The sequence below is a fragment of the Microbacterium sp. ProA8 genome, assembly GCF_039905635.1.
In the GTDB taxonomy this organism is placed as follows: Bacteria; Actinomycetota; Actinomycetes; order Actinomycetales; family Microbacteriaceae; genus Microbacterium; species Microbacterium chionoecetis.
Genome location: NZ_CP157000.1, coordinates 1,340,025 through 1,364,410, shown reverse-complemented (window position 1 = coordinate 1,364,410; position 24,386 = coordinate 1,340,025). Strand labels below are relative to the sequence as shown.

Genomic DNA, 24,386 nt, shown 5'->3' with positions numbered 1-24,386 from the left:
CAATTGTATCCGTGACGGCAGCTCGGGTCGGTGAGCGAAGATGGTCGTATGGACCTCGACATCTGCGTTCCCTACTGGGGCGATCCGGCGATGTTCATCCGGACCATCGAGTCGGTCAGAAGGCAGACGGATCCTCGGTGGCGGCTCACGATCATCGACGACGGCTATCCGGGAGAGGCGATCGCCGAACACGTCGCATCGATCGCAGATCCGCGGATCCGGTATCGGCGAAACCACCTGAATGCGGGGATCATCGAGAACTTCCGGCGCGCGATCGCCGCTGCCGAGGGTTCTCACGTCGTGGTGCTCGGATCGGATGACCTCCTGCTCCCGGGATATGTCGAGCACATCCGCGCGACCATCGCGGAGGATCCCCTCGTCGACGTGATCCAGCCGAGGGTGCGGGTCATCGACGGTGACGGTCAACCGGCGCGCTCACTCGCTGACGCGGTGAAGCTCGGTCTCCTGACGCCGAAGCATCCGACGGAGTTCGAAGGCGAGTCGATGGCCGCAACGCTTCTGCGGGGCAACTGGCTGTACTGGCCGTCGCTCGCCCTCCGAACAGAGACGGCGTCGAGCATCGGATTCCGCGATGGACTGCCGATCATCCTCGACCTCGCGCTCTTGATCGACATCGCATTCGCAGGCGGCAGACTGCGTTACACGGACGTGGAATGCTTCGCATATCGCCGCCACGCTGCAAGCCTCTCCCAGACGACGCTGCGCGACGGGACCCGCTTCGAGGACGAGCGCCGCTTCTATCGTGAGACCGCAGCTCGCGCCGAAGCCCGCGGCTGGCGTCGAGCGGCCGCGGCGGCACGCCTTCGGCCGATGTCCCGCTTGCATGCGCTGACGCAGTTGCCTCAGACGATCACGGCCGGGTCGACCGCCTCGAGAAGGGCCACCTGGCTACTGGCCGCAGGCCGCTGAACCACCCGTCATCGACGGGATCCGGTGTCGGCACGGGATGCGGGACCCCGCACGATCGCCACACCATGCACGACGAGACCGACCACGGGGCCTGTGATCAGCGCCACGAGGACGAGTGCCACCGGCTCGAGCGGGAGCAGGAAGCATGCCAACGTCGACGCGGCTGCGAGCAGCCAGCCGAGGGCGTAGACGCGGTGATCGCTCCGGGCCAGGAGGGCGGGCCCGGTGACGCACATGAGCCCTACGAGCACCGCGCTCAAGACCACGAGCGAACTGGTGAGCCCGTCGACGTCGTACTGACCGGAGGACACGAGACTGACGGCCCACGGCCCGACGAACCACGCGAGCGCCACCGCGGCGACGGCACCCGCTGCGATCGCGACCCACCAGCGAGGCGGCAGAAGGCCACGAGCGTCCGATGAACGGAAGGACACGATGAGGTAACTCTGCAGCGCCATCACCGGGATGATGAACGGCGCTCGAGAAAGCGTGACGAGCAGCGTCAGGGAAGCGACCGTCACTGCGGACGCGTCCGCGAGCGCGACCCGGAACACGAGCGGCATCCCGGTCACCATCAGGCCGATCGCCGCCGCTGCGACGACCGTGTGGAGCGCGTTGCGCGCGAGCCTCCGGGTGGAGACGTCGACGGTGTATCTGCCGCGCAACCGAGATCGAACTGCGAGCCACACCGCTCCCACCGCCAGCCCGAACGGCACCGCGATCGCGAAGGCCAGGACGGAAAGGGGCGCCCCGACGATCAACCCCGTCACGACGGCGACGCCTCGAACGGCGGCATCGATGGCCACCAGCGCAGCGACCGCAGCCAGGCGGTGCACCCCGTAGAAGAGCCCTGTCGCGATCGAAGTGAGGACATATCCGACCAAGCCCGTCACCATGGCCAGATCGAGCATCACATGGTCGGTCGTGAATGCGATCTGGCCTGTCAGGACGGCGAGAACGCCTCCCACCACGGCAACGACGACGACGGCGCCGAGCAGGAACGGCTTCAAGGATCTCCGGGGCTCGTCGCCCTCAGTCCAGACGTGCGTTGCGCGCGCGACTTCCTGCTGGACGCCACCCACGGCGGAGCCGAGCAGGAACATGGCCGACCAGAACGCACTGAAGAGGACGTAGCCGTCGGCTGACGGGATGAGGGCGGCGGCGAGCAGCTGGATCGCGTATCCGCTGACACCTGCCAGCGCTGTCGCGCCGAGGATCAGAACCAGACCGCGCGATTCAGTCCGACCGGTGGTCACCACCTTCGTCACCACCACGCTGGGGCGCTTCATCAAGGACGCGATCGAGCCGCTCGACCTCCGCGCGGAGGATCGCCACCTCCTCCGCAACCCTTCTGATCTCATCCTCTGCGGTCGAGAGTTCCCAGGACTGGTGCAGCGTCACGCCGATGAGGAGGGCGAGAGCAAGGATGAAGAGCAGATTCGCCGGCAGCTCCACCCCGACCAGCGTCGCCAGGCCGTCGAGAAGTCCGGGGAAGACCGTGAGGACGAGAATGGCGAGACCGATGATGAACCAGAGCACCGCATACTTCTCGCGGAGCCGGCGCGTCAGCAGGAGCCAGAAGATCACGCCCAGCACACCGAGCGCGAAGGCGATGCCGAGAACGACGATCACGATCGCAACTTCTTCGTCAGGCCACCGCGCATCAGAGCCAGTGCGAGCGCGAACACCGATCTGAGGAGGTAGATCGTCGAGCCGATCGCACCTTGACTCGGGCGACCGTGCATTCGCGCACGCATCGCGACCGGGATCTGCGTCACCGACAGCCCCGCGTGGATGGCGGCGACGAGCGAGTCGACGGTATCTCCCAGATACTCGGCCGGGTAATACACGACATACTGATCGATCGCACGGGCGTTCGCGGCACGGAAACCGCTCGTGACATCGGTAAGCCGTACCTTCGCGACGTTCGTCAGCACCGTCGCGAGGAACACCATCGCCCATCGCCGAGGGCCGCGAGCTTCGTAGTTCCCGACGTCGGCGAATCGAGCACCGATCGAGATGTCGGCGCGGTCGAGTCCTTCCAGGACCTTCGCGATATCCGCAGGATTATGCTGCCCGTCCGCATCCACCTGCACGGCGCTCTGGTAGCCGTGCCGCTGAGCGTAAGTGAAGCCGGTCTTCATGGCCCCGCCGACGCCCATGTTGAACGGGAGCGAGACGACGGTCGCACCCGCGTCGCGGGCCACGGTCGCCGTGCCGTCGGTCGAGCCGTCGTCGACGACGACGACGTCATAATCGTCCCCGGCCGTCAGGATCTCGCGGACCGTGTGACCGACGTTCTTCTCCTCGTTCCATGCCGGCACGATGACCAATACGGATCGGGTCTGTTGTGTCACAATCCGCCATTCTATGGGGCGGTTCACGCGTGACTGAGCCGGGAACCCCGGCCGACTACGATGGTGCAGTGAAATCAGTGCCTCGACCCTCGCAGAGGTGGCTGGCGATCGTCGCGATCCCCCTGTTCGCCTTCCTCACGCTGTGCGCATGGTCCTTCGCGTCTCCCGTCGGCTCCAGCCCGGACGACGACTTCCATCTCGCTTCGATCTGGTGCGGGCTCGGAGAGCGGCCAGGACTGTGTGAGATTCCCGATGAGTCGGATGCCGAGCCGACATCGCGCTTGGTTCCGGCCGCGCTGGTGAATGCGCCCTGCTTCGCATTCAAGCCCGAGCAGGCTGCGAGCTGTTGGGACCCGACGGTCGAAGAGCTGGCGCTCGTCGCCCGCGCCAACGTCGACAACCTGTATCCGCCGCTGTTCTATTCGGCGGCCTCGGTGTTCGCGAGCAGCGACCCCCAGTTGTCGGTGCTCGCGATCCGCCTCGCCAACTCCGCCTTCGCTGTGGCCTTCCTCAGCGCGGTCTGCTTCGCCCTGCCTCGTTCGGTGCGACCCGCGCTCCTCATCTCGGTTCTCGCCACATCCGTTCCGCTCGGGGTCTTCATCTACGCCTCGACCAATCCATCGTCGTGGGCGATGCTGTCGGCTGCCACCGTGTGGACCTCGCTGTACGGCGCCACCAGGGCGTCGGGCAGGCGTCGCTGGGTGCTGTGTGCGCTGGCAGTGATCGGTGCTGTCCTCGGCGCCGGCGCACGAGCCGACGCGGCCATCTTCGCTGTCTACGGCGTCGCTCTCGCGCTGCTGCTCGGTGTGCGGACGGTACGGCGCCAGATGGTGCCGATCGCGACCGGAATCCTGATCTGCATCATCAGCGCCGCCTTCTATCTCAGCGCCGGGCAGGGTGGAGCCGCCTTCGGCGGACTCGACCCTTCGCAGAACCCTCTGACCCTTTCTCAGCACATCTGGAACCTGCTCGAGATCCCCGCGCTCTGGACGGGGGCCCTCGGCCAGGCGAACCTCGGCTGGTTCGACACGCGGATGTCGGCCGCCGTGTGGGTGCTTGCGACGACGGCATTCGCGGGAGCGCTCTTCGTCGGCATCCGCCGACCGACCCGTCGCCGGATGATCGCGATCACGCTGTCATTGCTTGCGATGTGGGCGGTTCCGTTCGTCATGTTGGCGCAGTCGAATGCCGTGGTGGGGAACACCGTTCAACCGCGCTACCTGCTGCCGTTGATGCTGATCGCCGTCGGCGTCGCCAGCCTGCGACCGGACGCGGAGCGAGCCTGGGATGGATTCCGGTTCGCCGCCGCGGCCGCGTGCCTGTGGATCGCTCTGACGATCGCGATGCGCCAGAACATCTCTCGCTACACCTCGGGCGGCGGCGACGACGCCGTCGATACGGGCGCGTCTGCCGGGTGGTGGTGGGCCGGTGCCCCGGAGCCGCTGGTCGTCTGGGTCGCCGGCTCCGTCGCGTTCGGAGCGATGCTCGTCTCGATCTGGATCGTCAAACGACGCCCGACCCGCGAGCGGCGCACCGCGGCACTGCCGTCCACCGTTGGGGAACCCGCCCTCTCCCGCGTGTAAGCGTCGCATCCACGCGGGTGAATCCGCCTCTGCTCACCCCGCTGGATGGTCGGCGTTGTAACGGTCCAGCACCTCGGCGATCGGGGCATCCATCACGAGCCTGTGCTTGTCGAGATAGAGGCCTCTGGTGCAGAAGCGGCGGAGGTCCCGCTCGCTGTGCGAAACGAAGAAGAGCGTGCGGCCGTCGGCGAGCAGCTCATCGATCCGGCGATAGCATTTCTCGCGGAACGCCTTGTCGCCCACGGCGAGCACTTCGTCGACGAGGAGGATCGGTTCCTCGAGCTGTGACACGACCGAGAACGCGAGTCTCACCTTCATGCCGTTGCTGAGGTGCTTGTAAGGAGTGTCGACGAAATCGGCGAGCTCGGCGAAACCGATGATGTCATCGAACCGACGCGCCACCTCGGCTCGCGGCATCCCATGCAGCCCTGCCGTCAGGCGGACGTTCTCGCGCACCGTGAGGTCGCCGACGAAGCCGCCGGTGATCTCGATGAGGGGCGCAACGCCGCCGTGTACGGTGACGCTCCCCTCGTCTGGCAGCAGGACGCCGGCCACCAGCCTCAGGAGCGTCGACTTGCCCTGCCCGTTGCGCCCGACCACACCGATCGATTCCCCGGGCGAGACATCGAACGTGACGTCACGAAGCGCCCAGAACGCGTCGGGGCGGGCTCGGCGTGCCGATCCCGCGAAGAGGTCCTTGAAGCTGCGGCGTCCGCGGCGGTTGCGACGAAACTGCACGCCGAGCCGCTCGACGACGATGGCGGGAGCGTCCGACATCACAGCTCCTTCAGTACGGGTCGCTCGAGGCTGCGGAAGCCCCACAGCCCGAGGGCGAGGATGACGAGCGACATGACGGCGCCGATGCCCACCACCCACGGGTCCCACTCCTCGGGGAAGAACCCGACTCTGTAGAGGGCGAAGATGCCCGCGAGCGGGTTGAATGCTGCGAGGGTCTCGAACGCACCGGGCAGGTCGGAGACTCCGTAGATCACGGGCGACGCATAGAAGAGCGCGCGGAGGATGAGCCGCGTCGTGCGCTCGAGATCCGTGAACAGCACGCACAGGGGCGCCACCAGCAGCCCCAACCCCACCAGCAGCACCGTCTGCAACAGGACCGCCACCGGGAACCACAAGAGTCCCCAGTTGAGGTGGAGGGGCGTAGAGCCGCCCACCTGCGCGATCACGACGAAGAGTCCGAGCACGGGGAGCGAGCAGAGGAACTCGATCCCTTTCGACAGCACGATGCGGTTCACCCAGATCGAGCGCGGGATGGCGGTCGACCGAACCAGTCGCGCGTCCTTGCTGAACGCCTTCGTGAAGTCCGAGACCGCGGCGTTGAACCAGACCCACGGCAGCAGGGCCGTGATGAGGAACACGATGTACGGTTCGTGGCCGACGGTGCGCTGGAAGATCTGCGTGAAGACGAACCAGTAGATCGCACTCATGACGAGCGGATCCAGCACCGACCACAGATAGCCCAATGCGCTGGTCGCGTAGCGCACGCGCAGATCACGTGCCGAGAGCAGCCACAGTGAGTGGAGATAGCGTCGGGGGGATCCGGGCGCGCCGACCGTAGCTATCATCACGGAATGAGTCTAGGCGCGCAGATCGGCGCGCTTCCGCCGAGAGGGGCCATCACCCGCACCTTCGTCTGCACACCTATCCGACCGAGATCGCCGCGTCCGCGAACACGGATCCCGTCTGGGTCGGCGACGCCGGCACGGAGAACGTCGCTCCCTGCCATTGGATGTCGAACGGGTGACCGTCGGCGGCGAGCACCTCCGCATTGACGAAGTACTTTCCGCCCGCGAGCGGAAGACTCGGGAACTTGTAGCTCACCGTGATCTGCCCGGCGACGTTGGGCCCATGACTCGTCTCGTGTCGGCGGGTACCTGTGCCGAACACTTGCTGACCGTTGGGCGTGTCGATGCTGAGGCTCGAGTGCCACTCGTCGATGTCATGCGGGAGTTCGACTTCGACATCGATCGAGAGTTCATCACCCGTCGAGGCGCTCTCGACGATCTCGCCTGCCGCGTTGCGGACAGCGATCGACTTGATCTGGGGTACCACGGCGGCCTCGGCGCCGGCTGCGGCGGCCTCGGCAACGGACTTGCGGTTGCCCTCGAGAATCTCACGGTGCACCCGAGTCGCTTCCACCGCGGAGCCGATGAAGGCCACTTCTCCGTGGCTGAGCACGAGACCTCGATCGCAGACTTCCATGACCTGCTCAGCGGAGTGCGAGACCAAGACGATGGTGCGCCCCTCCCGCTGGAACTGCCGGATCTTGTCCATGCACTTCCGCTGGAATGCCTCATCTCCCACGGCGAGCACCTCATCGACCAGGAGCACGTCGGGATTGGTGTGGACGGCGACGGCGAACGCCAGCCGGACGTACATCCCCGAGGAGTAGAACTTCACCTGTGTATCGATGAAGTCACCGATCTCCGAGAACGCGAGGATGCTCTCGAACTCCGCGTTGGTCTCCTCCTTCGACAGCCCGAGAATCGCGGCGTTCAGGTAGACGTTCTCGCGCCCCGAAAGATCAGGATGAAAGCCCGCGCCGAGTTCGAGGAGGGCGGCGAGGCGACCGCGGCGCTCGACGGATCCCGACGAAGGGTCGATTATGCCGCCGATGACCTTCAGCAGTGTGCTCTTTCCGGAGCCGTTCGAGCCCAGGAGGCCGATGGAGGAACCTGCCCGGATCGAGAAGGACACGTCCTTGAGTGCGTCGAACGACTCCTGATGAGCACGGCCGCGTCGGCCGAGCGTCACCACCCGCTCCTTGAGCGAGTTGTCTTTTCGGATGACAAACGACTTCGAGACGTGATCCACGCGCACGACCTCGGGGCCCTCGGCATCCTTGCCACGATCAGTTGTCAACATATTCACAGCTCCTGCGCGAAGTTGCCCTGCAAGCGGGCGAACACACGCTGGCAGAGCCAAAGGACCACGAGGCCGACCAAGAACGCCACGAGCATCCTCAGGCCGAGATTCGGCGGGTAGTCGGCGTCCGTACCGGCGGTCCAGAAAGCTCGATGGAACCCGAGTACCGCCAACGTCAACGGGTTGTTCGTGTAGACCTCCAGCAGCCAGCTCGGGAGGTTGTAGAGCGCGAACACGTCCTGCACCATCTTCCATCCGTAGACGATCGGTGCGGCCCACATCGAGAGCGTCAAGAGGATCTGCACGAGGTACTGGATGTCGCGCAGATAGACGTTGAGAGCGGAGAAGAGGATGCCCATCGCCGCGGCGTACAGCACGATGAGAGCGACCGCGGGGATGAAGTAGACGAATCCCGACGTGAACGGAGGCGCCCCGAGGATCAGGCAACCGGCGATGAGAACGACGACCTGCACGCTGAACGTGAACAGCGCGGAGCCCATCGAAGCCAGCGGGAAGACCTCGCGAGGCACGTAGACCTTCTTCACGAGCCCGGCGTTCGCGATGATCGAGCCCGTCGTGCCCGTCAACGCCTCGGACATCAGGCCGAAGATCGTCAGACCGGAGAAGACGTAGATCGCGAAGTCCTCGATGCCGCGCGCGGCGCCGAGAATCTGCCCCATCACGACGTAGTAGACGACCAGCTGGACGATCGGATTGATCAGCGTCCACAGCACGCCGAGCGCACTGTCTTTGTAGCGGGCCTTGACGTCTCGCCGTACAAGAAGGCTGAGCAGCTGACGGTGGTCGAAGACCGCCTTCATCGCACCCCAGGTGCCTACGATCCCCACCTTGCCCGTTGGAGCGATGAACGGCTGTTCACTGAGTCGCTCGAACCGGTTGAGAGCACTGTCGGTCAATTGATACCTTGACTTTCTTGCTGAGAACAGCGACTCACTATACCTGCACGGATGTGCGAATCCCCCCAGTGATGCGGGCGCTCGTACACGCCCCTTCGCACCCCGAAGTCAAGGGCCGCGATCACCATCTCAGCTCGCGGGCGGGATAACGCAGCCCCGCCCACGCGCCTCGGAGTGCGGCGGCGATCTTCCGGCGCTTGTCACGCTCCAGAAGAAGGACCTTGGCCCATGCCTTGGACGTGAACCAGACATCCTCCCAGAACCAGCGCCCGAATCCGTGGCGGCGGATGACGATGATGCGGTTGCGGGCTGCATGGAAGTGCCGCATCGGCGAATAGTTCGCACGGTACACGCGGCGACCGAAGATCGTCACGGGGTCGGAGTCGCCGAAGCTGTGGTCCAAGATCGCGTCGTAGACCTTGAAGTTGCGGAAGCCTCGCCCGCGAGCGCGAAGACAGATGTCGTGGTCGACATAGTCGATGAAGAGTGGCTGGTCATGCAGGCCGATCTCGTCCAGAAGCGACCGGGAGAAGAGCGAGCCGGAGCTGATCAGCACATCGACCTCCTCTGCGCCGACACCGGTCTCGCGTGCGTAGACGACGCCTGTCGCATTCGAACGCAGCGCCGGAGCAACTATCCCGGCGCGGTCGCCCGCCGCATCACGCGCTTCGAGCAGTCGCCGCAGGGAGCCGTCCGTCACGGTGCTGTCCTGGTCGAAGATCCACACGTCGTCGAAACCCGACGCGAGCGCGGCCCGGATGCCGGCGTTGAACCCTGTCGCGACACCCACGTTCCCCGGTTGGTCGAGGATGACGACATCGTCTCGCCCCGAGAGGGGGCTGAGGATCCGGGCGGACGCGTCTCCGGGAGAGTTGTTCACGACGTACACTCGCGCGACTTGAGCAGACACGGCATCGATGTTGGACACGACGTCTGGGTCGGGCTGATACGTCAGCACCACAGCCGCGACATGAAATTTCGGGTCGGAATCCACTCCCCCATTCTCCCTGATCGATACCCCTCTACTTTCCGCAGGCGGATCCGGCCGGCGTCAGGAAGCTGCGGCGACCGTATCGGCGATCGTCGCAGCGAACGGCACCGTCGGCGACCAGCCGGTGTCAGATCTGAGACGCGAGGCATCCCCGACGATGATGGGCGGGTCGGTTGCCCGGATGAGCGACTCGTCGACCTCGAGGGGTGGGGTCGGTCTGCCCAGCGCAGCCGACAACGCCTCGAGAATCTCCAGGCCGGAGTGCGACGAGCCGGACGCCACGTTGTACACATCGTGGGTCAGCTCGGGCGCGGTTGCGAGAGCGACATACGCCCTCGCGACGTCTCGCACGTCGGTGTAGTCCCGACGCGTCTCGAGGTTGCCGACCCGGAGGGGTCGATCCGGTGGAGACGAGCGCAACTGGCGAAGAAGATCCGGCAGGAGGAAGCCCGGCCCCTGGTGGGGGCCGATGTGATTGAACGGGCGCGCCACGACGGTCCGCAGGCCCCGTCGCGAATAGTACGCGAGCAGATTCTCGACCAGGATCTTGCTGACGACATAAGGGGATGTGTAAGCGACGGCGTCGCGCTCGGTGCGCGGGTCCTCACCCTCCTTCTGCGCATATACCGCACCGGTCGAGACGCCGACGACGCGACCCGTGAAGCCCGAAGCAACGAGCCCTTCGCACATGTTCGTCACGATGGCGCTGTTGCCCGCGATGTAGTCCTGGGGTCGATCGAACGACGGGCCGACCGCCGCGAGCCCGGCAAGGTGGATGACATCGGCATCCTGAGGCAGCCCCTGCGGCCACTCCTGGCGCAGATCGGCGCCCGTGTAGCCGGCGAGGGTCGCGAGCAGGTCGGGGTCGGGCTCGGGATTTCGAGAGATGCCGAACACGTCCAGTCCGGACTCAGCGGCGATGCGGGCGAGGTGTCGCCCGACGAACCCGTCTACCCCCGTGACGACCAGGCGACGGGTCATACCGTCTGTCGCTGAATCTCCGCGACGCGGAGATCATGGGCCACCATGAGACTCACCAGTCCAGGGAAGTCGACCTTGCGCTCCCAGCCGAGCACCTGCTCCGCCTTGGAGGGATCGCCGAGGAGGATGTCGACTTCCGCCGGTCGCATGAAAGCCGGGTTCTGCACGACATACGGACGCCAGTCGTCGATGTCGACCTCTGCGAAGGCAAGCGTGAGGAACTCCTCGATCGAGTGGGTCTCACCCGTCGCAAGCACGAAGTCGTCCGGCTCGCTGTGCTGCAGCATCCGCCACATGCCCTCGACGAAGTCGCCCGCGTAGCCCCAGTCGCGCTTCGGCCAGAGATCTCCGAGTTCGATGTTCGGCTGCAGCCCGAGCTTGATTCGCGCGACGGCGTGGGTGATCTTGCGAGTGACGAATTCGACGCCGCGTCGCTCGCCCTCGTGGTTGAAGAGGATGCCGCAGGAGACGAACATGCCGTAGCTCTCGCGATAGTTCTTCGCAATCCAATGTCCGTAGAGCTTCGCGACGCCGTAAGGGCTGCGCGGGTGGAAAAGCGAGTTCTCGTTGTAGCCGGCACCGGGACGGTTGTAGTCGAGGCCCCCGAACATCTCAGACGTGGACGCCTGATAAATGCGAGTGGTTCGCTCGCGTCCGGTGACGCGTACGGCTTCGAGAACGTTCAGGACACCCTTCGCCGTCACGTCGGCGGTCAGAGACGGGTTCTTGAACGAGTATCCGACATGGCTCACGGCCGCGAGGTTGTAGAGCTCGTCAGGATCACTCGTCTCGACGGCACGAACCAGCGACGTGGGATCGGTCAGGTCGCCCTCGATCAGGTGGACGAACGGCATGTCGCGCTCGACCTCTGATCTCCGGGGATTGTGTTGCCCCCGCATGAGGCCGAATACCTCGTAGCCCTTCTCGTGGAGCAACTGCGCGAGATGTCCGCCGTCCTGTCCTGTGATTCCCGTGATCAGCGCGCGGCGTGTGTCTGCCATTGGTGTGTCTCCAGATTCGAATAGGCCCAGAACATCTTAGCCTCGACGTCGGCTCGCCCTCAGGCACGAGGGATTTCGATCCCCCGCCCGGTCCCTCTAGTGCTGGAGGTACTCGCGCAGCCCGTCACGATGATCCCGCGTGACGAACCCCGCTGCCTCGATCTTCGAGAGGCTGAGGACGCTGTTGCGCGGGCGTGGCGCAACCGGCCCCGCCGCCGTCGAGAAGTACTCGTCGGTCGTCACGCCGCTGACCCGCGCCGGATCGTGTCCCGAGAGGTTGAATACGTGGCGCGCGACGTCTGCCCACGACAGCGGGTCTCCCGAGCCGGTCAGGTTGTAGACGCCAGGCGAGGCATCGGTCTCCAGCAGGTGTCGGATGCCTCGCGCGATCTCATCCGTGAACGTGAGTCGTCCGATCTGATCGTCGACCACCTTCGGATCGATGCCGCGCTCGGCGAGCGAGGCCATGGTCGCGACGAAGTTCTTCCCGTCGCCGATCACCCAGGAGGTGCGCACGATGTAGTGGCGGGGCACGGTCGCGACGACCGCGTCGCCCGCCGCCTTCGTCTGGCCGTATACGCCGAGGGGCGCGAGCGGATCCTCTTCGGCGTACGGCCGGTCGGCCGTCCCGTCGAACACGTAGTCGCTCGAAACATGCACGAGCGTGATGTCGTTCGCCGCGGCGACGCGCGCCAGAGCGGTCACGCCGCCGACATTGGCTGCCCACGCATCCGCACGACCCGCGGGCGTCTCGGCCACGTCGACCGCCGTGTACGCCGCCGCATTGATGATCGTGTCGTAGTCACGCCACCGGCGCGCCGTCGCGAAATCCGCCGAAGCGAGATCGAGGTCGTCGCGCGTGGCGAACTCGACGTGCGAGGCATCCGCGAATTCTGCGCGAAGCGCCCGCCCGAGCTGGCCGTTCGCGCCCACGACGAGCGTCCTGCGCGGGGTCATCGCAACGACATCGCCGAGACGCGGGTGCGCGAGGTCTTTCTCCGAGATCTCGACCTGGTCGAGAGGAATCGGCCAGGGGATCGCCACCGTCTCGTCCGCGAGGTTGAGGAAGGTGTACTCCGCATCCGGCGACCAGTGGTCGTTGACGAGATACGCGTAAGCGGTGTCCGGCTCGAGGGTCTGGTAGGAATTGCCGACGCCGCGGGGAACGAAGATCGCCCGGGACGGATCGATCTCGGCCGTGAACACCGCACCGAACGTGGGTCCCTCGCGGAGGTCCACCCAGGCGCCGAAGATCCGGCCGGTCGCGACAGACACGAACTTGTCCCAGGGCTCGGCGTGGATGCCGCGCGTCGTTCCCACCGCATCGTTGAAGGAGATGTTGTTCTGCACCGGCCCGAAGTCGGGAAGACCGGCTGCCGTCATCTTCTCCCGCTGCCAGTTCTCCTTGAACCAGCCGCGGCTGTCGCCGTGGACGGGGAGCTCCCAGATGACGAGCCCTGGGATTCCCGTCGGCGCGGCGGACAGCGCCTTGCGGAATTCGGTCATCACTGACCCTTCGCTGCGTAGAACGCCTCGACGCCGTCCTTGGCACCCGCCCACCAGGACTCATGATCGCGATACCAGCGGACCGTGTCGGCGAGACCGGCCTCGAAATCCCGGAACCTCGGTGTCCATCCGAGCTCGGTGCGCAGCTTCGTCGAGTCGATCGCGTACCGGAGGTCGTGGCCGGCCCGATCCGTCACATGGTCGTACGCATCGGCACGTTCCCCCATGAGCTCGAGGATCAGTTCCACCACGGTCTTGTTGTCCTTCTCGCCGTCGGCACCGATCAGATACGTCTCGCCGATGACCCCCTTGTCGAGAATCGTCAGGACGGCCGACGAGTGGTCCTCTGCGTGGATCCAATCGCGCACGTTCTCACCCGCGCCGTAGAGCTTCGGACGGATGCCTCGGATGACGTTCGTGATCTGCCGCGGGATGAACTTCTCGACGTGCTGGTAAGGACCGTAGTTGTTGGAGCAGTTCGAGATGGTCGCCTGCACTCCGAAGGAACGGACCCAGGCGCGCACAAGGAGGTCGCTGCCCGCTTTGGTCGAGGAGTAAGGACTGGAGGGGTTGTAGGGCGTCGACTCCGAGAAGCGAGCCGGATCGTCGAGCGCGAGGTCGCCGTAGACCTCGTCGGTGGAGATGTGGTGGAAGCGGGTGCCGTGGCGGCGCACAGCCTCAAGGAGCGTGTACGTGCCGATGATGTTCGTGTCGAGGAACGGGCGGGGGTCGTGCAGCGAATTGTCGTTGTGCGACTCCGCGGCGTAGTGCACGACCGCATCGGCGTCGGCGACGAGCTCGTCCACGACGGACGCGTCGGCGATGTCGCCGTGCACGAACGTGAGACGGTCCTCCGGAAGGCCGTCGAGCGATGCACGGTTGCCCGCGTAGGTGAGCTTGTCGAGCACCGTCACATGGTCGTCTGTGTGCTCGATCACATGATGGACGAAGTTGGAGCCGATGAATCCGGCGCCGCCGGTGACGACGAGTCTGCGCATCACTCCAGCCTAGCGAGAGCCCTTGCCGGAGCTGTACTGCGAACGTGGCGGCGATGGATGCACTCCCCGACGTCATCACCGGGCGGCCGTCACGGGGATTCGAGACCGAAGGAGCTCGAGTCGTGTCGGCTGGTCGATACCAGACGATGCTCGCACCGGGCGGAGAGCCGTGCGCTGACGAAGACCTCACATCGCGCCCGGATATGATCGGCGTCATGTCGGACATCCCATTCGTTTCGTACGCCCAGAACGCGGAAGATGTCGTCCTCTGGCGTACTCTCGGGCACGTCAAGGAGGGTCGCTACGTCGATGTGGGCGCGAACCACCCCCGCACCGACTCGGTCACCCGAGCGTTCTACGAGCGAGGCTGGCGAGGCATCACCGTCGAGCCGCTGGGTGACTTCGTGGCCCTCCAGCGTGCCGAGCGACCACGCGACATCCAAGTGCAGGCGGCCGCGGCCGAAGCCGACTCCGACGCGATGACCCTCCATTCGGTGCCCGGCACCGGGCTTTCGACCATCGTGAATGAGGTGGACGAGCGCAATCGGATGGACGGTTGGACGGTTGAGGACATCGAGGTGGAAGCGCGGACGCTGACGCGGATTCTCGACGATGCCGGCGATGACTTCGACGAGATCCACTTCATGGTCATCGACCTCGAGGGCGCCGAGGGGCAAGCGCTGAGCGGACTCGACCTGCAGAGATGGCGACCCTGGATCCTCGTGGTCGAAGCCACTCAACCGAACTCGATGGTTCCCACCCATGAGGAGTGGGAGGATTCCCTGATCGCGGCCGGATATTCGTTCTGCCTGTTCGACGGCCTGTCGAGGTTCTACGTCGCCGCCGAGCATCGGGAGACCTTGGAGGCGTCGCTGTCGTACCCCGCGGGCGTGCTCGACCACTACATCCCTCTCAAGCAGGAGCAGCTGCAGCGCGACATCGAACAGCTTCAGGATCAGCTTGAGGACGCAGAGCGCCAGCTCACCCGATGGCGGCACAAGGCACTCATCGAATGGGCGGAGATCGCCGCCGCCGCCACGGCGGACAGCGAGCGCATCGCCCGCGAGCTGGATGGGTTGCACGGAAGCCTGTCCTGGCGCGTCACTGAGCCGCTGCGATCGGCGCGCCGAATGATCGGGCGCGTACTTTGAGCGCAGGATCGTCTGCGTCCGAGCGTCTCCTGGAGGCCGTGGATCAGCGCGTCGCCGCAGCGTCGCAGGTCCTGTTGCCGACTCGATCCCTCGAGTCGGGCCGTGCCCCCGGCTACGCGACCGCGACCCTGCTTCCCGAGTTACTCGACCACGCGAGGGCGACCATGAGTCAGCCGGCGATGTGGCTGATCCTGACCGCCGTCACCGGCAGATTCCCTGCGGCCGACACGGTGCGCCGTGTTCGGAGGTCGCTCCGGCTCGACCCACCCGAAGAGGTCGAGCGCCTCGTGCTGTCCATAGCGACCGAGACGGCGAGCAGGAGCCGGATCGATCTGCCCATGCGGATCGTCACCTGTCCTGTCATCGACGTCGACACGTCGGGGCGATCCGACTATCAGTCCGGGATTCACCGCGTCGTTCGCGAGACCGTCTCCCGCTGGGTTCAGCAGCACACCGTCGAGCTCGCCATCTGGGACGACACGCACAAGGTCATGCGATCCGCAGCCCCTCGTGAAGTCGGGCGTGTGACCCGATTCGGCGGTGAATTCATCGCCGGCGTCGACGACGCACCGTACGAGCAGGAGTTGATCGTGCCCTGGGACACCGTCGTCGTGCTGCCCGATGTTCCGCTCGGCAGCCCTGCCGAGGTGCTCACCGGAATCGCCCAGTGCTCCGGAAATCTGCTCACTGCGATCGGGTACGACCTGATCCCGATCACGAGCGCCGAGACGCGACCGCTGCACGAGTCGACGGCCGCCGGCGAGTGGCTCGTGCCGCTGAAGAGCGCCCACCGCATCGCGGGGATCTCGAGTTCGGCCACGGCCGAGTTCAAAGGGTTCGCGCGGATGCTCTCGGCACAAGGACTTCCGGGTCCAGAGGTGGAGGAGATCCGACTCCCCGCAACCATGCCGCCGAGCTGGTTCACGCGGGCGGCGCGGGTCGCCCACGCCACCCCGCGCATCGTCGTGTCGGGCACCCGTGAGCCGCACAAGAACCACGATGCCGTTCTGTACGCGGCAGAGCGTCTTTGGGAAGAAGGATTGGACTTCGAGATCCGCCTGGTGGGCGGCAATGGCTGGACCGACCGCCACCTCGGTGACACCATCACCCGCCTCAAGGCGGCGGGACGCTCGCTCGTCGACCTCGGCAGAGTGTCCGAGGAGGATCTCTGGAACGAGCTGGCGGATGCCGACGCTGTCGTGTTCCTTTCGCTTCACGAGGGCTACGGACTGCCCGTGGTCGAAGCACTCGCGGTCGGCACGCCGGTGCTGACGACGTCGTACGGGAGCCAGGGAGAGATCGCCCGTGACGGAGGCTGTCTGACGGCGGACCCCCGAGATGAGGAGTCCATCGTGACTGCGCTGCGCCGTCTGGTCACCGAACCCGAACTGCGGCAATCGCTGGCGCTCGAAGCAGGCGAACGACCGCGAGTTTCGTGGGATGAGTACGCCACCGCGCTCTGGGACTTCCTCGTCGCCGATCTGGAGGTGACGACGTGATCACGCGCAGACGATCCACGCCGATGGTCGCGGTCTGGCTCTCGCGTCTGCCGAGCCTTGCGGAGGCGTTGGGCCGTGACCACCTCCCCGCTCGGGATGAGGCGAGTTTCGCGGCGGCCCTCGGTGCGTTGATCAACGCCAGAGATCGCAGCGAGGTGTGGCTCGCCCTGTCCGTGCTCACCGGCCGCTTCCCCGGGGAATCGCTCGTCCTCGAGACCGCCCGCTCATCCGAGATCGACCCCCGCGCGCTCTTCCAAGCGGTTCGCCGCGAGACCACCCGAGAGAGCGCCGCGTGGAAGGTCGTCGTCGAGCGTGAGAAGACTCTCGTCGACGTGGCCGACACGTCGACGTCGACGCTCGCAACGGGGATTCAGCGCGTCGTTCGTGAAGTCGCCAAACGGTGGGCCGCGATCGAAACCGTGCGCTTCACCGGCTGGACGAAGGACTGGCAATCGCTGCGCGACCTCGAAGCATCGGAGATGGGGCGGATCCAGCGCGGGGCCCCGCGCACGGAGGACGAGGATGAGGCGATCGCCGACGTCGTCGTCGTCCCCTGGCGCACGACCTACATTCTGCTGGAGGTCTCGGCCGAGCCGCCGCGCTCCGAACGCATCCGCGCATTGGCTCGCTTCAGTGGGTGCCGGACTGCGGCGCTGTGCTACGACCTCATCCCGGTGACCTCGAGCGAAACGGCCTCGCCGGGGATGACCGGCGTGTTCGCGCACTACATGGCCGCCCTCAAGTACTTCGATCGTGTCTCGACCATCTCGCGGGCCACAGCCGTCGAGTATCGAGGGTGGCGCGAGATGCTTCCCGCAGCAGGCGTGCCCGGACCCGACATCGTTCCGGTGCTGCTGCCCGCGTCAGTCGGCGACTCCGACGACGCGGCGCTGAATGCGGCGAGGGAGAGACTGGTCATCGGCAGGATGCCGTTGATACTCGTGGTGGGCAGCCATGAACCGCGCAAGAACCACCTGGCCATCCTCCAGGCGGCGGAGATCCTGTGGAGGGAGGGTCACTCGTTCTCGCTGAGCTTCATCGGGAGTCGTTCGTGGCGGGGCGACGAATACCACGATCGTCTCAGGCAGCTGCAGGACCAAGGACGTCCCGTCGAGTCGATCACCCGGGCCAGCGACACTCTGCTCTGGGCGGCCTATCGACTTGCGCGCTTCACCGTCTTCCCCTCCCTCAACGAAGGCTTCGGGCTGCCCGTGGCGGAATCCCTGGCGGTGGGAACGCCGGTCATCACGTCCGACTTCGGAAGCACCGCCGAGATCGCTGAAGACGGCGGTGCCATCCTCGTCGATCCGCGTGACGACGATGACCTGACCTCCGCCATGCGCACCTTGCTCACCGAGGAAGACACCCTCGACCGCCTGCGAAGCGAGGCGGAGAGCCGTCCGCGAACGAGTTGGGATCAGTACTCGCGCGAGCTGTGGAATGCGATGCTGCCGTAGTAGCGGCAGCGTAGCCACCGTGCCGACGAACTCGATCGACTCGGTTCTCGCGCTCGCAGGGATCGGCAGGCGGTAGCGGCGGCGCCGGTCCTGTGAGCGCCGGGCTACGCGCGGAGAACCCGTGACCGCAGCCGGCGCAGGTACGCCCGCAGCGGGGCGAGCGCCCTGCGGGCGCGCAGTCGGTCGCGTCGGTCCCATGCGGCACGAAGCGCCTCGTTCACACGCTCCCCCGCGGCAGCAGGCGAGTGCAGGACGCGCACGTCTTCTGCGGCTCGAACGCCCACCGCCGATGCGGCCGCCGGCTCGTCGATGATTCGACGAAGTACCGCGGCTGCCTGATCCAGATCGGGATCGCCCCACCGGGTTCCGGGCGGGTAGGGCTCGGCGTCCATCGGAATGGTCGTCATCGTGCAGGGGACGAGGAACGCATTCCGACTGTTCGTGAATTGCATGTTGCCCGAATAGGCGCTCACGACCACTGGTCGCCCCCAGGCCATGGCCTCTGCGATCGTGAGCCCGAGGCCCTCTGCCCGGTGCAGGGACACGTATGCGGTGCACCTCGCCATGAGCGCCGTGAGTTCGTCGGGTTCCAGATACTCGTCGATCACGATGACGTCGGGTCGACGCGCGGCGGCGAGACGAAGTCGCTCTGCGTCCCCCACCCGGCGGCCGGCGTTGAGGGTCTTGATGACGAGAACCGGCCCCTCGGCGTCGTCCGGCGAGAAGGCGCGCGCGAATGCCTCGATCAGGCCGAGCGGATTCTTGCGTTCGATCGTGCTCAGGTAGTCGAACGCGAAGAAGAACCAAGGCCTATCGACCGGAATTCCGAGCCGGGGGGCGACTTCGGGCGGTGAGACAGACGTTCGCTGCGGAAGAGGAGGCGTCACCGTCCGCACGGGTACGGTGGCGCGCTGGGCGATCGCGTCCCGTATGAAATCCGTCGCGACCCAGACCTCGTCGACATGGGAGAAGGCGGCGTCCCGCGAAGCGGGAAACGACTCGACCTCCCAGTACCACATGCCGATGCGGTAGCTCCTGGCCACGACGTCCGCCAGCGACTCTGCCACCGTCTGCGTCTGGTCGGCATTGACCGCGATCAGCGACGTGTCATAGCGAGTGCCATCCGACCGTCGATAGGCAGCGGTGGCTCGCGACTGAAGATGCACGCTGGCCGAGAATGTGCTGGTCGGAATGTGAGCCGCTTCGAGGGCAGCGTCCATCAGACGTGCCGACGTGCCGATCCCCAGCTCGCCGGAAAGATAACCGACGAGGTTGACACCTCGCGGCCGCTTGTTGTTGGTCTTCTCCGGCGCCGGCTGGGCGGCGAGCGTGAGGTCGGCTGCGCGACGGAGCAGATCGGGATCGTAGCCCGGCTCGTGGACGCCGTGGTCCAGGGCCCAGCGCGCGAGCTTACCCGCGTCCCTGCCCGGCACATCGGGGAACGTGCGAACGAGATCGGGCCGTGCTCGATGCACTCCGGCGAGATATCGGGTGACAGGTGTCCGGTCATCGGGAGAGAGCAGCTGAAGCAGCCACTCATCGAGATCCGAGAGCGCCTGATCCAGAGTCTCTCCGGCCTCCGCCGCGGTTCTGGCGATGTCTCGGATGACATTCCGATCGGGGCGTCGAACCTCGGCTGAGACGATGTCGGGCGCCTGGCGTGACGCGAGGTCGTCCAACAACGTCACGAGCGCCGGGTTGCGACTCAGGAGCGGACCCGACGAGCGGCCGGGGCGACCGTCGAAAAGCCACGGCCGATTCGGGATCAGGCCGACGAGGTCGAGCGCCACGACAGGTCTGCCGGCCCGCACGAGCCGGCCGTCGTCGTCGATGCCGAGGATCGTCTCCGGTCCCGAGTTGGCGCTCGAGACGAATGCGGCGTCGTCGACCACGATCCGGTGGGGGACGCGCGCGATGAAGAGATCGAGCCACCGGTCCGCCGTGCGCCAATCGGCAGCGAGTCGGTGGAGATCCGACCGGTGCGGGAGTGCGTCCGTGCCGAGTATGAAGAGCTCGTTCGCGAGGATGGATGCCTGGGGCTCCCCCATCGAGGTCGGATCGACGGCCCTGGCGAGGCCGACGGTGATGCTCGGGTCGGCGTCCCAGTCAGGTCGGCCTCGGAGCATGACCCCGGCGACGACCCCGAGCACCGGTTCGCCGCTGTCGAGGAGATGAGCACTCCAGACCGCGGTCAGCGAGGTCAGGAGCGTCTCGTCGTCATGCGTGAGGCGGATCGCCCCGAGATGAAGGCCGGCATCGTCGGGGGTCCGGACCTTCTCGGGCCCGTTGGGGCGATACCGACCGTCCAGATCGAGCACCTCGCACCGGCTGTCAGGATCCGCGGCCAGCACCGCCCGGACGGTCTCGCGCGCAGCCGAAGCGCACGACTCGGTCGCCACCACGGCGACGATCATCGCGGGACCTCACAGCATCGGCGCGCAGATCGCATCCGTCAGCCTCTCCGCGACCGAAGCCTGCTCACGGCCTGTTTGCCGCGGACTGCCCCGGCGATGCTCCATCCCAGCAGCCGGCCGACTCGAGGGTGCAAACCGAAGTACATGCGCACGAAGTCTCCTGGGCGCCCGGTTCCGACATACCCGGCCTGCTTGAGCAGCATGATCCTGTCGACGCTGTCACCTGTGGTGGTCGCCGAGAGATGATCGAGATTGAACTCCATCGACGTGTGGCTGATCGACAGGTATTCCGCGGTGGAGACTGTGCGCGTGTGGTAGCCGAGCTCCGCCGCCGCATAGGACGGCATGCGTTCGAGGATATGGGCCAGTCCCCCGTCGCGGTATGCCTCGGCGCCACCGAAGTCGCCGTACGTCCAGTCGTGCTCGGTGAGAAGACGCAGCGACTCCGGGCGGGCGATGTACATGGAGCCGAAAGGCGCCAAGGGAGAGATCTCATCGAGCGGCACGTGGATCCCCAGACGTTCGCAGTACTTCGCGAAGCCCGGCTTGTTCGACCACCATCCTCGTCCCATCGTCGGATAGCCGATGTGGATCATGGGCGGGTACACGAGTCCGAGCCCAGGCTCCTTCTGGAAGAGGGCGAGCAGATTTGCGACGTATCCCCGGCTTGCGAGAAGGTTCGAGAACTGCTGGCGCTTGAAGTGACGGCCGACGTTGAAGCCGTCTTGAGGCGTTTTCTTCGAGTGCAGCTTGACCACGAGATCGTAGCGATCGCCGAGAAGCACATCCCGACACCCGATCAGGAAGGCGCTCTGGTCTCTGCCGTCGTTGGAGGCAAGCACCCGCACGTCGACGTCTCCGCGCTGCTCCCTGCGCGAGACGATGTCGCTGATCTCGGCCGCCCTTCCGGCATCAGGAGTCGTGATGACCAGGTCATATCGGCCGGGCAGATTGTCCGCCAAGTCGAGCATCTCGTCCGTCATCTCCGGATAGAAGATGTGCAGGAGCGCAACGATGCGGAAAGGACTCGCCGGGTCATATGCGACGTCGGTATCCGGGAGCACCTCATGCAGTGCGGCATTGGCGTTGAGCACTCTCGGCTCCACCGTGCGAGCGAGGTTTCTCCAGATCAGCTCGACCGGGTAGCCGTACTGCTCCACTTGCTCGATGATCCATCGACCCACCACGGCGTGCCGGTCGAGGAACGGCGGCCAGTGGAAGAGCGGCCGTCGCTTGAGCGTCGGACATCCGTCTCGCAGAAGCAGATCGGGATTGAAGAGGGCCGGATGGTTCGTCGGATACGCGGTCGTCGGGAATGCGACATCGGAGGTGAAGCCCCGGGTTGTGAAGTGCTCGGTGAAGACTGCTTCATGAGTGAGGACGGCGTCGAGGTAGTCGGGCATCTGCGGAAGATCCCGCCAGTACTTCGCCCACGCCTCGGACCGGACCATGCGGCGACGGACGGCGATCCAATACGACTGCAGGTGATACGGGAGCACACCTGACTTCGTGAACGGGTTCGGCGCCTCGCGCGGATGATCCGTCATGCCCCAGAAGTCCGCGCTGCTGAGATCCATGCGTTCGAGGACGGAATCGAACTCACGGACGGGCCCGAACCAGGTGTCGTTGGTCAGAATCACCTCGTCGAATTCGTCGATTCGGGCGCCGAGGTGATCGATCGCATGCTTATGAGCCCAGATGTCATAGCCGCGGTTCTCTCGGACGAGCACCTCGTCGCACACGTCGGCGAGCTTCGCCCGGCCGGCAGCCGTGAGCGAGCCGTTCACGACGACGACGATCCGCTCCGCATGAGGACGCAACCGCGCCAACGCATACGGAATGAAGTCCTCGATCCCACCCCGTCTATCCCACACGGCATAGACGACGAGACGGCGGGGGCGCGTCCCGGCCAGATCGGCGTCGGTCATCGGACATCTCCTCTGCGTCGCCCGAGCGATGTCAGCCGATGGACAGCGCTGCGGGCCGCCGAGGCGACCGCAGCGGTAGCCTGCGGGTGGTTCAGGCGAAGATACATGCGCGCGAGATCCAGCGCACTCCCGCGACCCACCCGTCCCGCGCGGTGGAGATACTGGATCTGCTCGACGGGGTATCCCGGTGTGGTCGAGGACAGCTGGTCGAGCGTGAACTCCAGCGCGGTATGGCTGATGTCGGCATACTCCCTCGCGAGGACGGTCCGGCAGTGGAATCCCCGCTCACCCATGGCGTAGGCGATGAGGAGCTCCTGCGTGTCGGCGAGCGGTGCGTCCGGGAACGGGGAGGCGGGCGCGTAGTCGGAGTACTGCCAGGCATGCTCCGTGAGAAGCCGGAGGGCCTCCGGTCGGAACACCATCATCCCGCCGAAGGGAGCAAGCGGCGATACGTCGTCGAACGGCACGCTGATCCGCAGTTTCTTCGCGAGCGACTCTGCGCGTGGCCGAAGACGCCCCCATCCGGCGCCCAAGTGTGAGCTTCCGAGCAACACCGTCGGCGGAAAGACCGCGCCAAGCCCCGGCTCGCGCCGGAACAGAGCCATGAGATTGGCCACGTAGCCAGGCGAGTTCAGCAGATTGTCGAACTGATGCCGAGCGAGATAGCGGTCCGCGTTGAACGATCTGCGACGAGGACTGGCCGCGATGAGCTTGACCACGATGTCGTAGCTTCCATCGAGCAGCACGTCGCGACATCCGATGAGCAACGCGCTCATATGGTTCACTTCCGGACGGGGTAGCGTGCGTACGTCGATGCGCGCGAACCGCGGGGCGCCATCGCGCCCGAGCCGCTCGCGGATACGCGCCGAATCGATGTGCGGCGGAGCCGTGACGATCAGATCGCTCGATGCCGGGAGATTCCGGACATGGGCACCGATGTCGTCCAGCGCCTGTTCGTCGACGACGTGGACGATCACGGCGAGCCGTGGAACGGCGCTGACCGTCTCGTCCGGCAGGGCTCGATCCCACAGGACCTCGAGGGCTCCGGCATTCGTGTTCGCGACTCTCGGAGCCACGTTGCGCGCGACATCCTGCCAGATCACCCCGGTCGGGTATCCATAGCCTTCCACCTCGCCGAGCAGCTCTCGGCCGATCACCGCGTGGCGATCGAGGAACGGGGGGTAGTGGAAGAACGGCCGGCGCTTGAGCAGTGGGCATCCATCACGGAGCAGAAGGTCGGGGTTGAAGAGCGCCGGATGATCCGTCGGATACTCGGCCGAGGGGAACGCGACGTCATGGCGGAAGCCCGCGTTCGCGAAGTGCTCGGTGAAGATCGCCTCATGCCGCAGAACGGCATCGAAGTAGCCCGGCATCTCCGGCAGTCGCTGCCAATAGGCACCCCACTGCGCGGACATGAACATCCTGCGCCTGACCGCGATCCAGAACGACTGCAGGTGATAGAAGAGGACACCCTCGCCGGTGAACGGGTTCGGCTCCTCTCGCGCGTGATCCGTCATGCCCCAGAAGTCGACGGGACTCGCATCCATCCGCGTGAAGACCGGACCATAGGGGCGGACAGGCCCGAACCACGTGTCGTTGGTCAGGATCAGCTCATCGAACTCTTCGATGCGGGGTCCGAGATGGTCGAGGGCGTGCTTATGGCCCCAGATATCGAACCCGCGATTCTCGCGAACGAGGATCTCGTCTGCCAGAGGCTCGAGCGTGGCGCGCCCCGCGTCTGTCAGGGCACCGTTCACGACCACCATGATGTGAGCGGCGTGCTCCCGGAG

Annotated in this window: 20 protein-coding genes; 5 read left to right on the top strand and 15 right to left on the bottom strand. The window is 65.9% G+C overall.

Annotation, left to right across the window (positions count from 1 at the left end):
* The first annotated feature begins 48 nt into the window (after positions 1-48).
* The gene (locus tag ABG085_RS05735) at positions 49-930 is read left to right on the top strand and encodes a glycosyltransferase family 2 protein (RefSeq protein WP_347978461.1); all 882 of its coding nucleotides are present in this window, start codon (positions 49-51) and stop codon (positions 928-930) included.
* Between the two features lie 8 nt (positions 931-938).
* Here the strand turns inward: ABG085_RS05735 and ABG085_RS05730 are convergent, their stop codons facing one another.
* Genes ABG085_RS05730 through ABG085_RS05720 form a run of 3 tightly spaced genes read right to left on the bottom strand, consistent with a single transcriptional unit; the run spans position 939 to position 3,287 of the window.
* A complete protein-coding gene (locus ABG085_RS05730; RefSeq protein WP_347978460.1) occupies positions 939-2,219 on the bottom strand; it encodes a hypothetical protein in 1,281 nt (426 codons plus the stop codon).
* Complete coding sequence (locus tag ABG085_RS05725; protein ID WP_347978459.1) at positions 2,167-2,562, bottom strand: DUF2304 domain-containing protein; 396 nt, start codon at positions 2,560-2,562, stop codon at positions 2,167-2,169. The genes ABG085_RS05730 and ABG085_RS05725 overlap by 53 nt, the downstream gene beginning before the upstream one ends.
* Complete coding sequence (locus ABG085_RS05720) at positions 2,559-3,287, bottom strand: glycosyltransferase family 2 protein (protein WP_347978458.1); 729 nt, start codon at positions 3,285-3,287, stop codon at positions 2,559-2,561. Before ABG085_RS05720 ends, ABG085_RS05725 begins: the two co-directional genes overlap by 4 nt.
* On the opposite strand from ABG085_RS05720, the gene ABG085_RS05715 reads away from it, so the two are divergent.
* A complete protein-coding gene (locus ABG085_RS05715; RefSeq protein ID WP_347978457.1) occupies positions 3,281-4,870 on the top strand; it encodes a DUF2142 domain-containing protein in 1,590 nt (529 codons plus the stop codon). The genes ABG085_RS05720 and ABG085_RS05715 overlap by 7 nt on opposite strands.
* 33 nt (positions 4,871-4,903) lie before the next feature.
* Here ABG085_RS05715 and ABG085_RS05710 read toward each other — a convergent pair whose 3' ends face one another.
* The 9 genes from ABG085_RS05710 to rfbB all read right to left on the bottom strand — a co-directional run bounded on the left by ABG085_RS05710 (position 4,904) and on the right by rfbB (position 14,147).
* Entirely contained in the window at positions 4,904-5,647 is a 744-nt protein-coding gene (locus tag ABG085_RS05710) for an ABC transporter ATP-binding protein (protein WP_347978456.1), read from the bottom strand.
* Positions 5,647-6,456, bottom strand: coding sequence for an ABC transporter permease (locus ABG085_RS05705; protein ID WP_347978455.1), 810 nt, complete (start codon positions 6,454-6,456; stop codon positions 5,647-5,649). Before ABG085_RS05705 ends, ABG085_RS05710 begins: the two co-directional genes overlap by 1 nt.
* A 73-nt stretch (positions 6,457-6,529) precedes the next feature.
* Complete coding sequence (locus ABG085_RS05700) at positions 6,530-7,813, bottom strand: ABC transporter ATP-binding protein (protein WP_347978454.1); 1,284 nt, start codon at positions 7,811-7,813, stop codon at positions 6,530-6,532.
* Positions 7,756-8,601, bottom strand: coding sequence for an ABC transporter permease (locus ABG085_RS05695; RefSeq protein ID WP_347978453.1), 846 nt, complete (start codon positions 8,599-8,601; stop codon positions 7,756-7,758). Before ABG085_RS05695 ends, ABG085_RS05700 begins: the two co-directional genes overlap by 58 nt.
* Positions 8,602-8,791: 190 nt before the next feature.
* On the bottom strand, positions 8,792-9,664 hold the full coding sequence (locus tag ABG085_RS05690) for a glycosyltransferase family 2 protein (protein WP_347978452.1): 873 nt from the start codon (positions 9,662-9,664) through the stop codon (positions 8,792-8,794).
* Between the two features lie 57 nt (positions 9,665-9,721).
* Positions 9,722-10,642, bottom strand: coding sequence for an NAD-dependent epimerase/dehydratase family protein (locus ABG085_RS05685; RefSeq protein ID WP_347978451.1), 921 nt, complete (start codon positions 10,640-10,642; stop codon positions 9,722-9,724).
* Positions 10,639-11,643 carry a GDP-mannose 4,6-dehydratase gene (locus ABG085_RS05680; RefSeq protein WP_301114709.1) on the bottom strand — a complete coding sequence of 335 codons (1,005 nt, stop codon included), beginning with the start codon at positions 11,641-11,643 and terminating at the stop codon, positions 10,639-10,641. The genes ABG085_RS05685 and ABG085_RS05680 overlap by 4 nt, the downstream gene beginning before the upstream one ends.
* A gap of 96 nt (positions 11,644-11,739) precedes the next feature.
* Positions 11,740-13,149, bottom strand: a complete 1,410-nt coding sequence (gene rfbD, locus ABG085_RS05675) for a dTDP-4-dehydrorhamnose reductase (RefSeq protein ID WP_301114708.1) — start codon at positions 13,147-13,149, stop codon at positions 11,740-11,742.
* The gene (rfbB, locus tag ABG085_RS05670) at positions 13,149-14,147 is read right to left on the bottom strand and encodes a dTDP-glucose 4,6-dehydratase (RefSeq protein WP_347978450.1); all 999 of its coding nucleotides are present in this window, start codon (positions 14,145-14,147) and stop codon (positions 13,149-13,151) included. Before rfbB ends, rfbD begins: the two co-directional genes overlap by 1 nt.
* Positions 14,148-14,200: 53 nt before the next feature.
* On the opposite strand from rfbB, the gene ABG085_RS05665 reads away from it, so the two are divergent.
* The 3 genes from ABG085_RS05665 to ABG085_RS05655 all read left to right on the top strand — a co-directional run bounded on the left by ABG085_RS05665 (position 14,201) and on the right by ABG085_RS05655 (position 18,254).
* Positions 14,201-15,298, top strand: coding sequence for an FkbM family methyltransferase (locus ABG085_RS05665; RefSeq protein WP_347979285.1), 1,098 nt, complete (start codon positions 14,201-14,203; stop codon positions 15,296-15,298).
* A gap of 38 nt (positions 15,299-15,336) precedes the next feature.
* Positions 15,337-16,797 (top strand): glycosyltransferase, encoded by a 1,461-nt coding sequence (locus ABG085_RS05660; protein ID WP_347978449.1) that lies wholly within the window; start codon positions 15,337-15,339, stop codon positions 16,795-16,797.
* Between the two features lie 332 nt (positions 16,798-17,129).
* Positions 17,130-18,254 (top strand): glycosyltransferase family 1 protein, encoded by a 1,125-nt coding sequence (locus tag ABG085_RS05655; RefSeq protein ID WP_347978448.1) that lies wholly within the window; start codon positions 17,130-17,132, stop codon positions 18,252-18,254.
* A 104-nt stretch (positions 18,255-18,358) separates the two neighbouring features.
* Here the strand turns inward: ABG085_RS05655 and ABG085_RS05650 are convergent, their stop codons facing one another.
* The 3 genes from ABG085_RS05650 to ABG085_RS05640 form a co-directional block, all read right to left on the bottom strand.
* Positions 18,359-20,044 carry a glycosyltransferase family 4 protein gene (locus tag ABG085_RS05650; protein ID WP_347978447.1) on the bottom strand — a complete coding sequence of 562 codons (1,686 nt, stop codon included), beginning with the start codon at positions 20,042-20,044 and terminating at the stop codon, positions 18,359-18,361.
* A 662-nt stretch (positions 20,045-20,706) separates the two neighbouring features.
* Positions 20,707-22,596, bottom strand: a complete 1,890-nt coding sequence (locus ABG085_RS05645; RefSeq protein ID WP_347978446.1) for a rhamnan synthesis F family protein — start codon at positions 22,594-22,596, stop codon at positions 20,707-20,709.
* The gene (locus ABG085_RS05640; RefSeq protein ID WP_347978445.1) at positions 22,593-24,362 is read right to left on the bottom strand and encodes a rhamnan synthesis F family protein; all 1,770 of its coding nucleotides are present in this window, start codon (positions 24,360-24,362) and stop codon (positions 22,593-22,595) included. The genes ABG085_RS05645 and ABG085_RS05640 overlap by 4 nt, the downstream gene beginning before the upstream one ends.
* Positions 24,363-24,386: the final 24 nt, after the last annotated feature.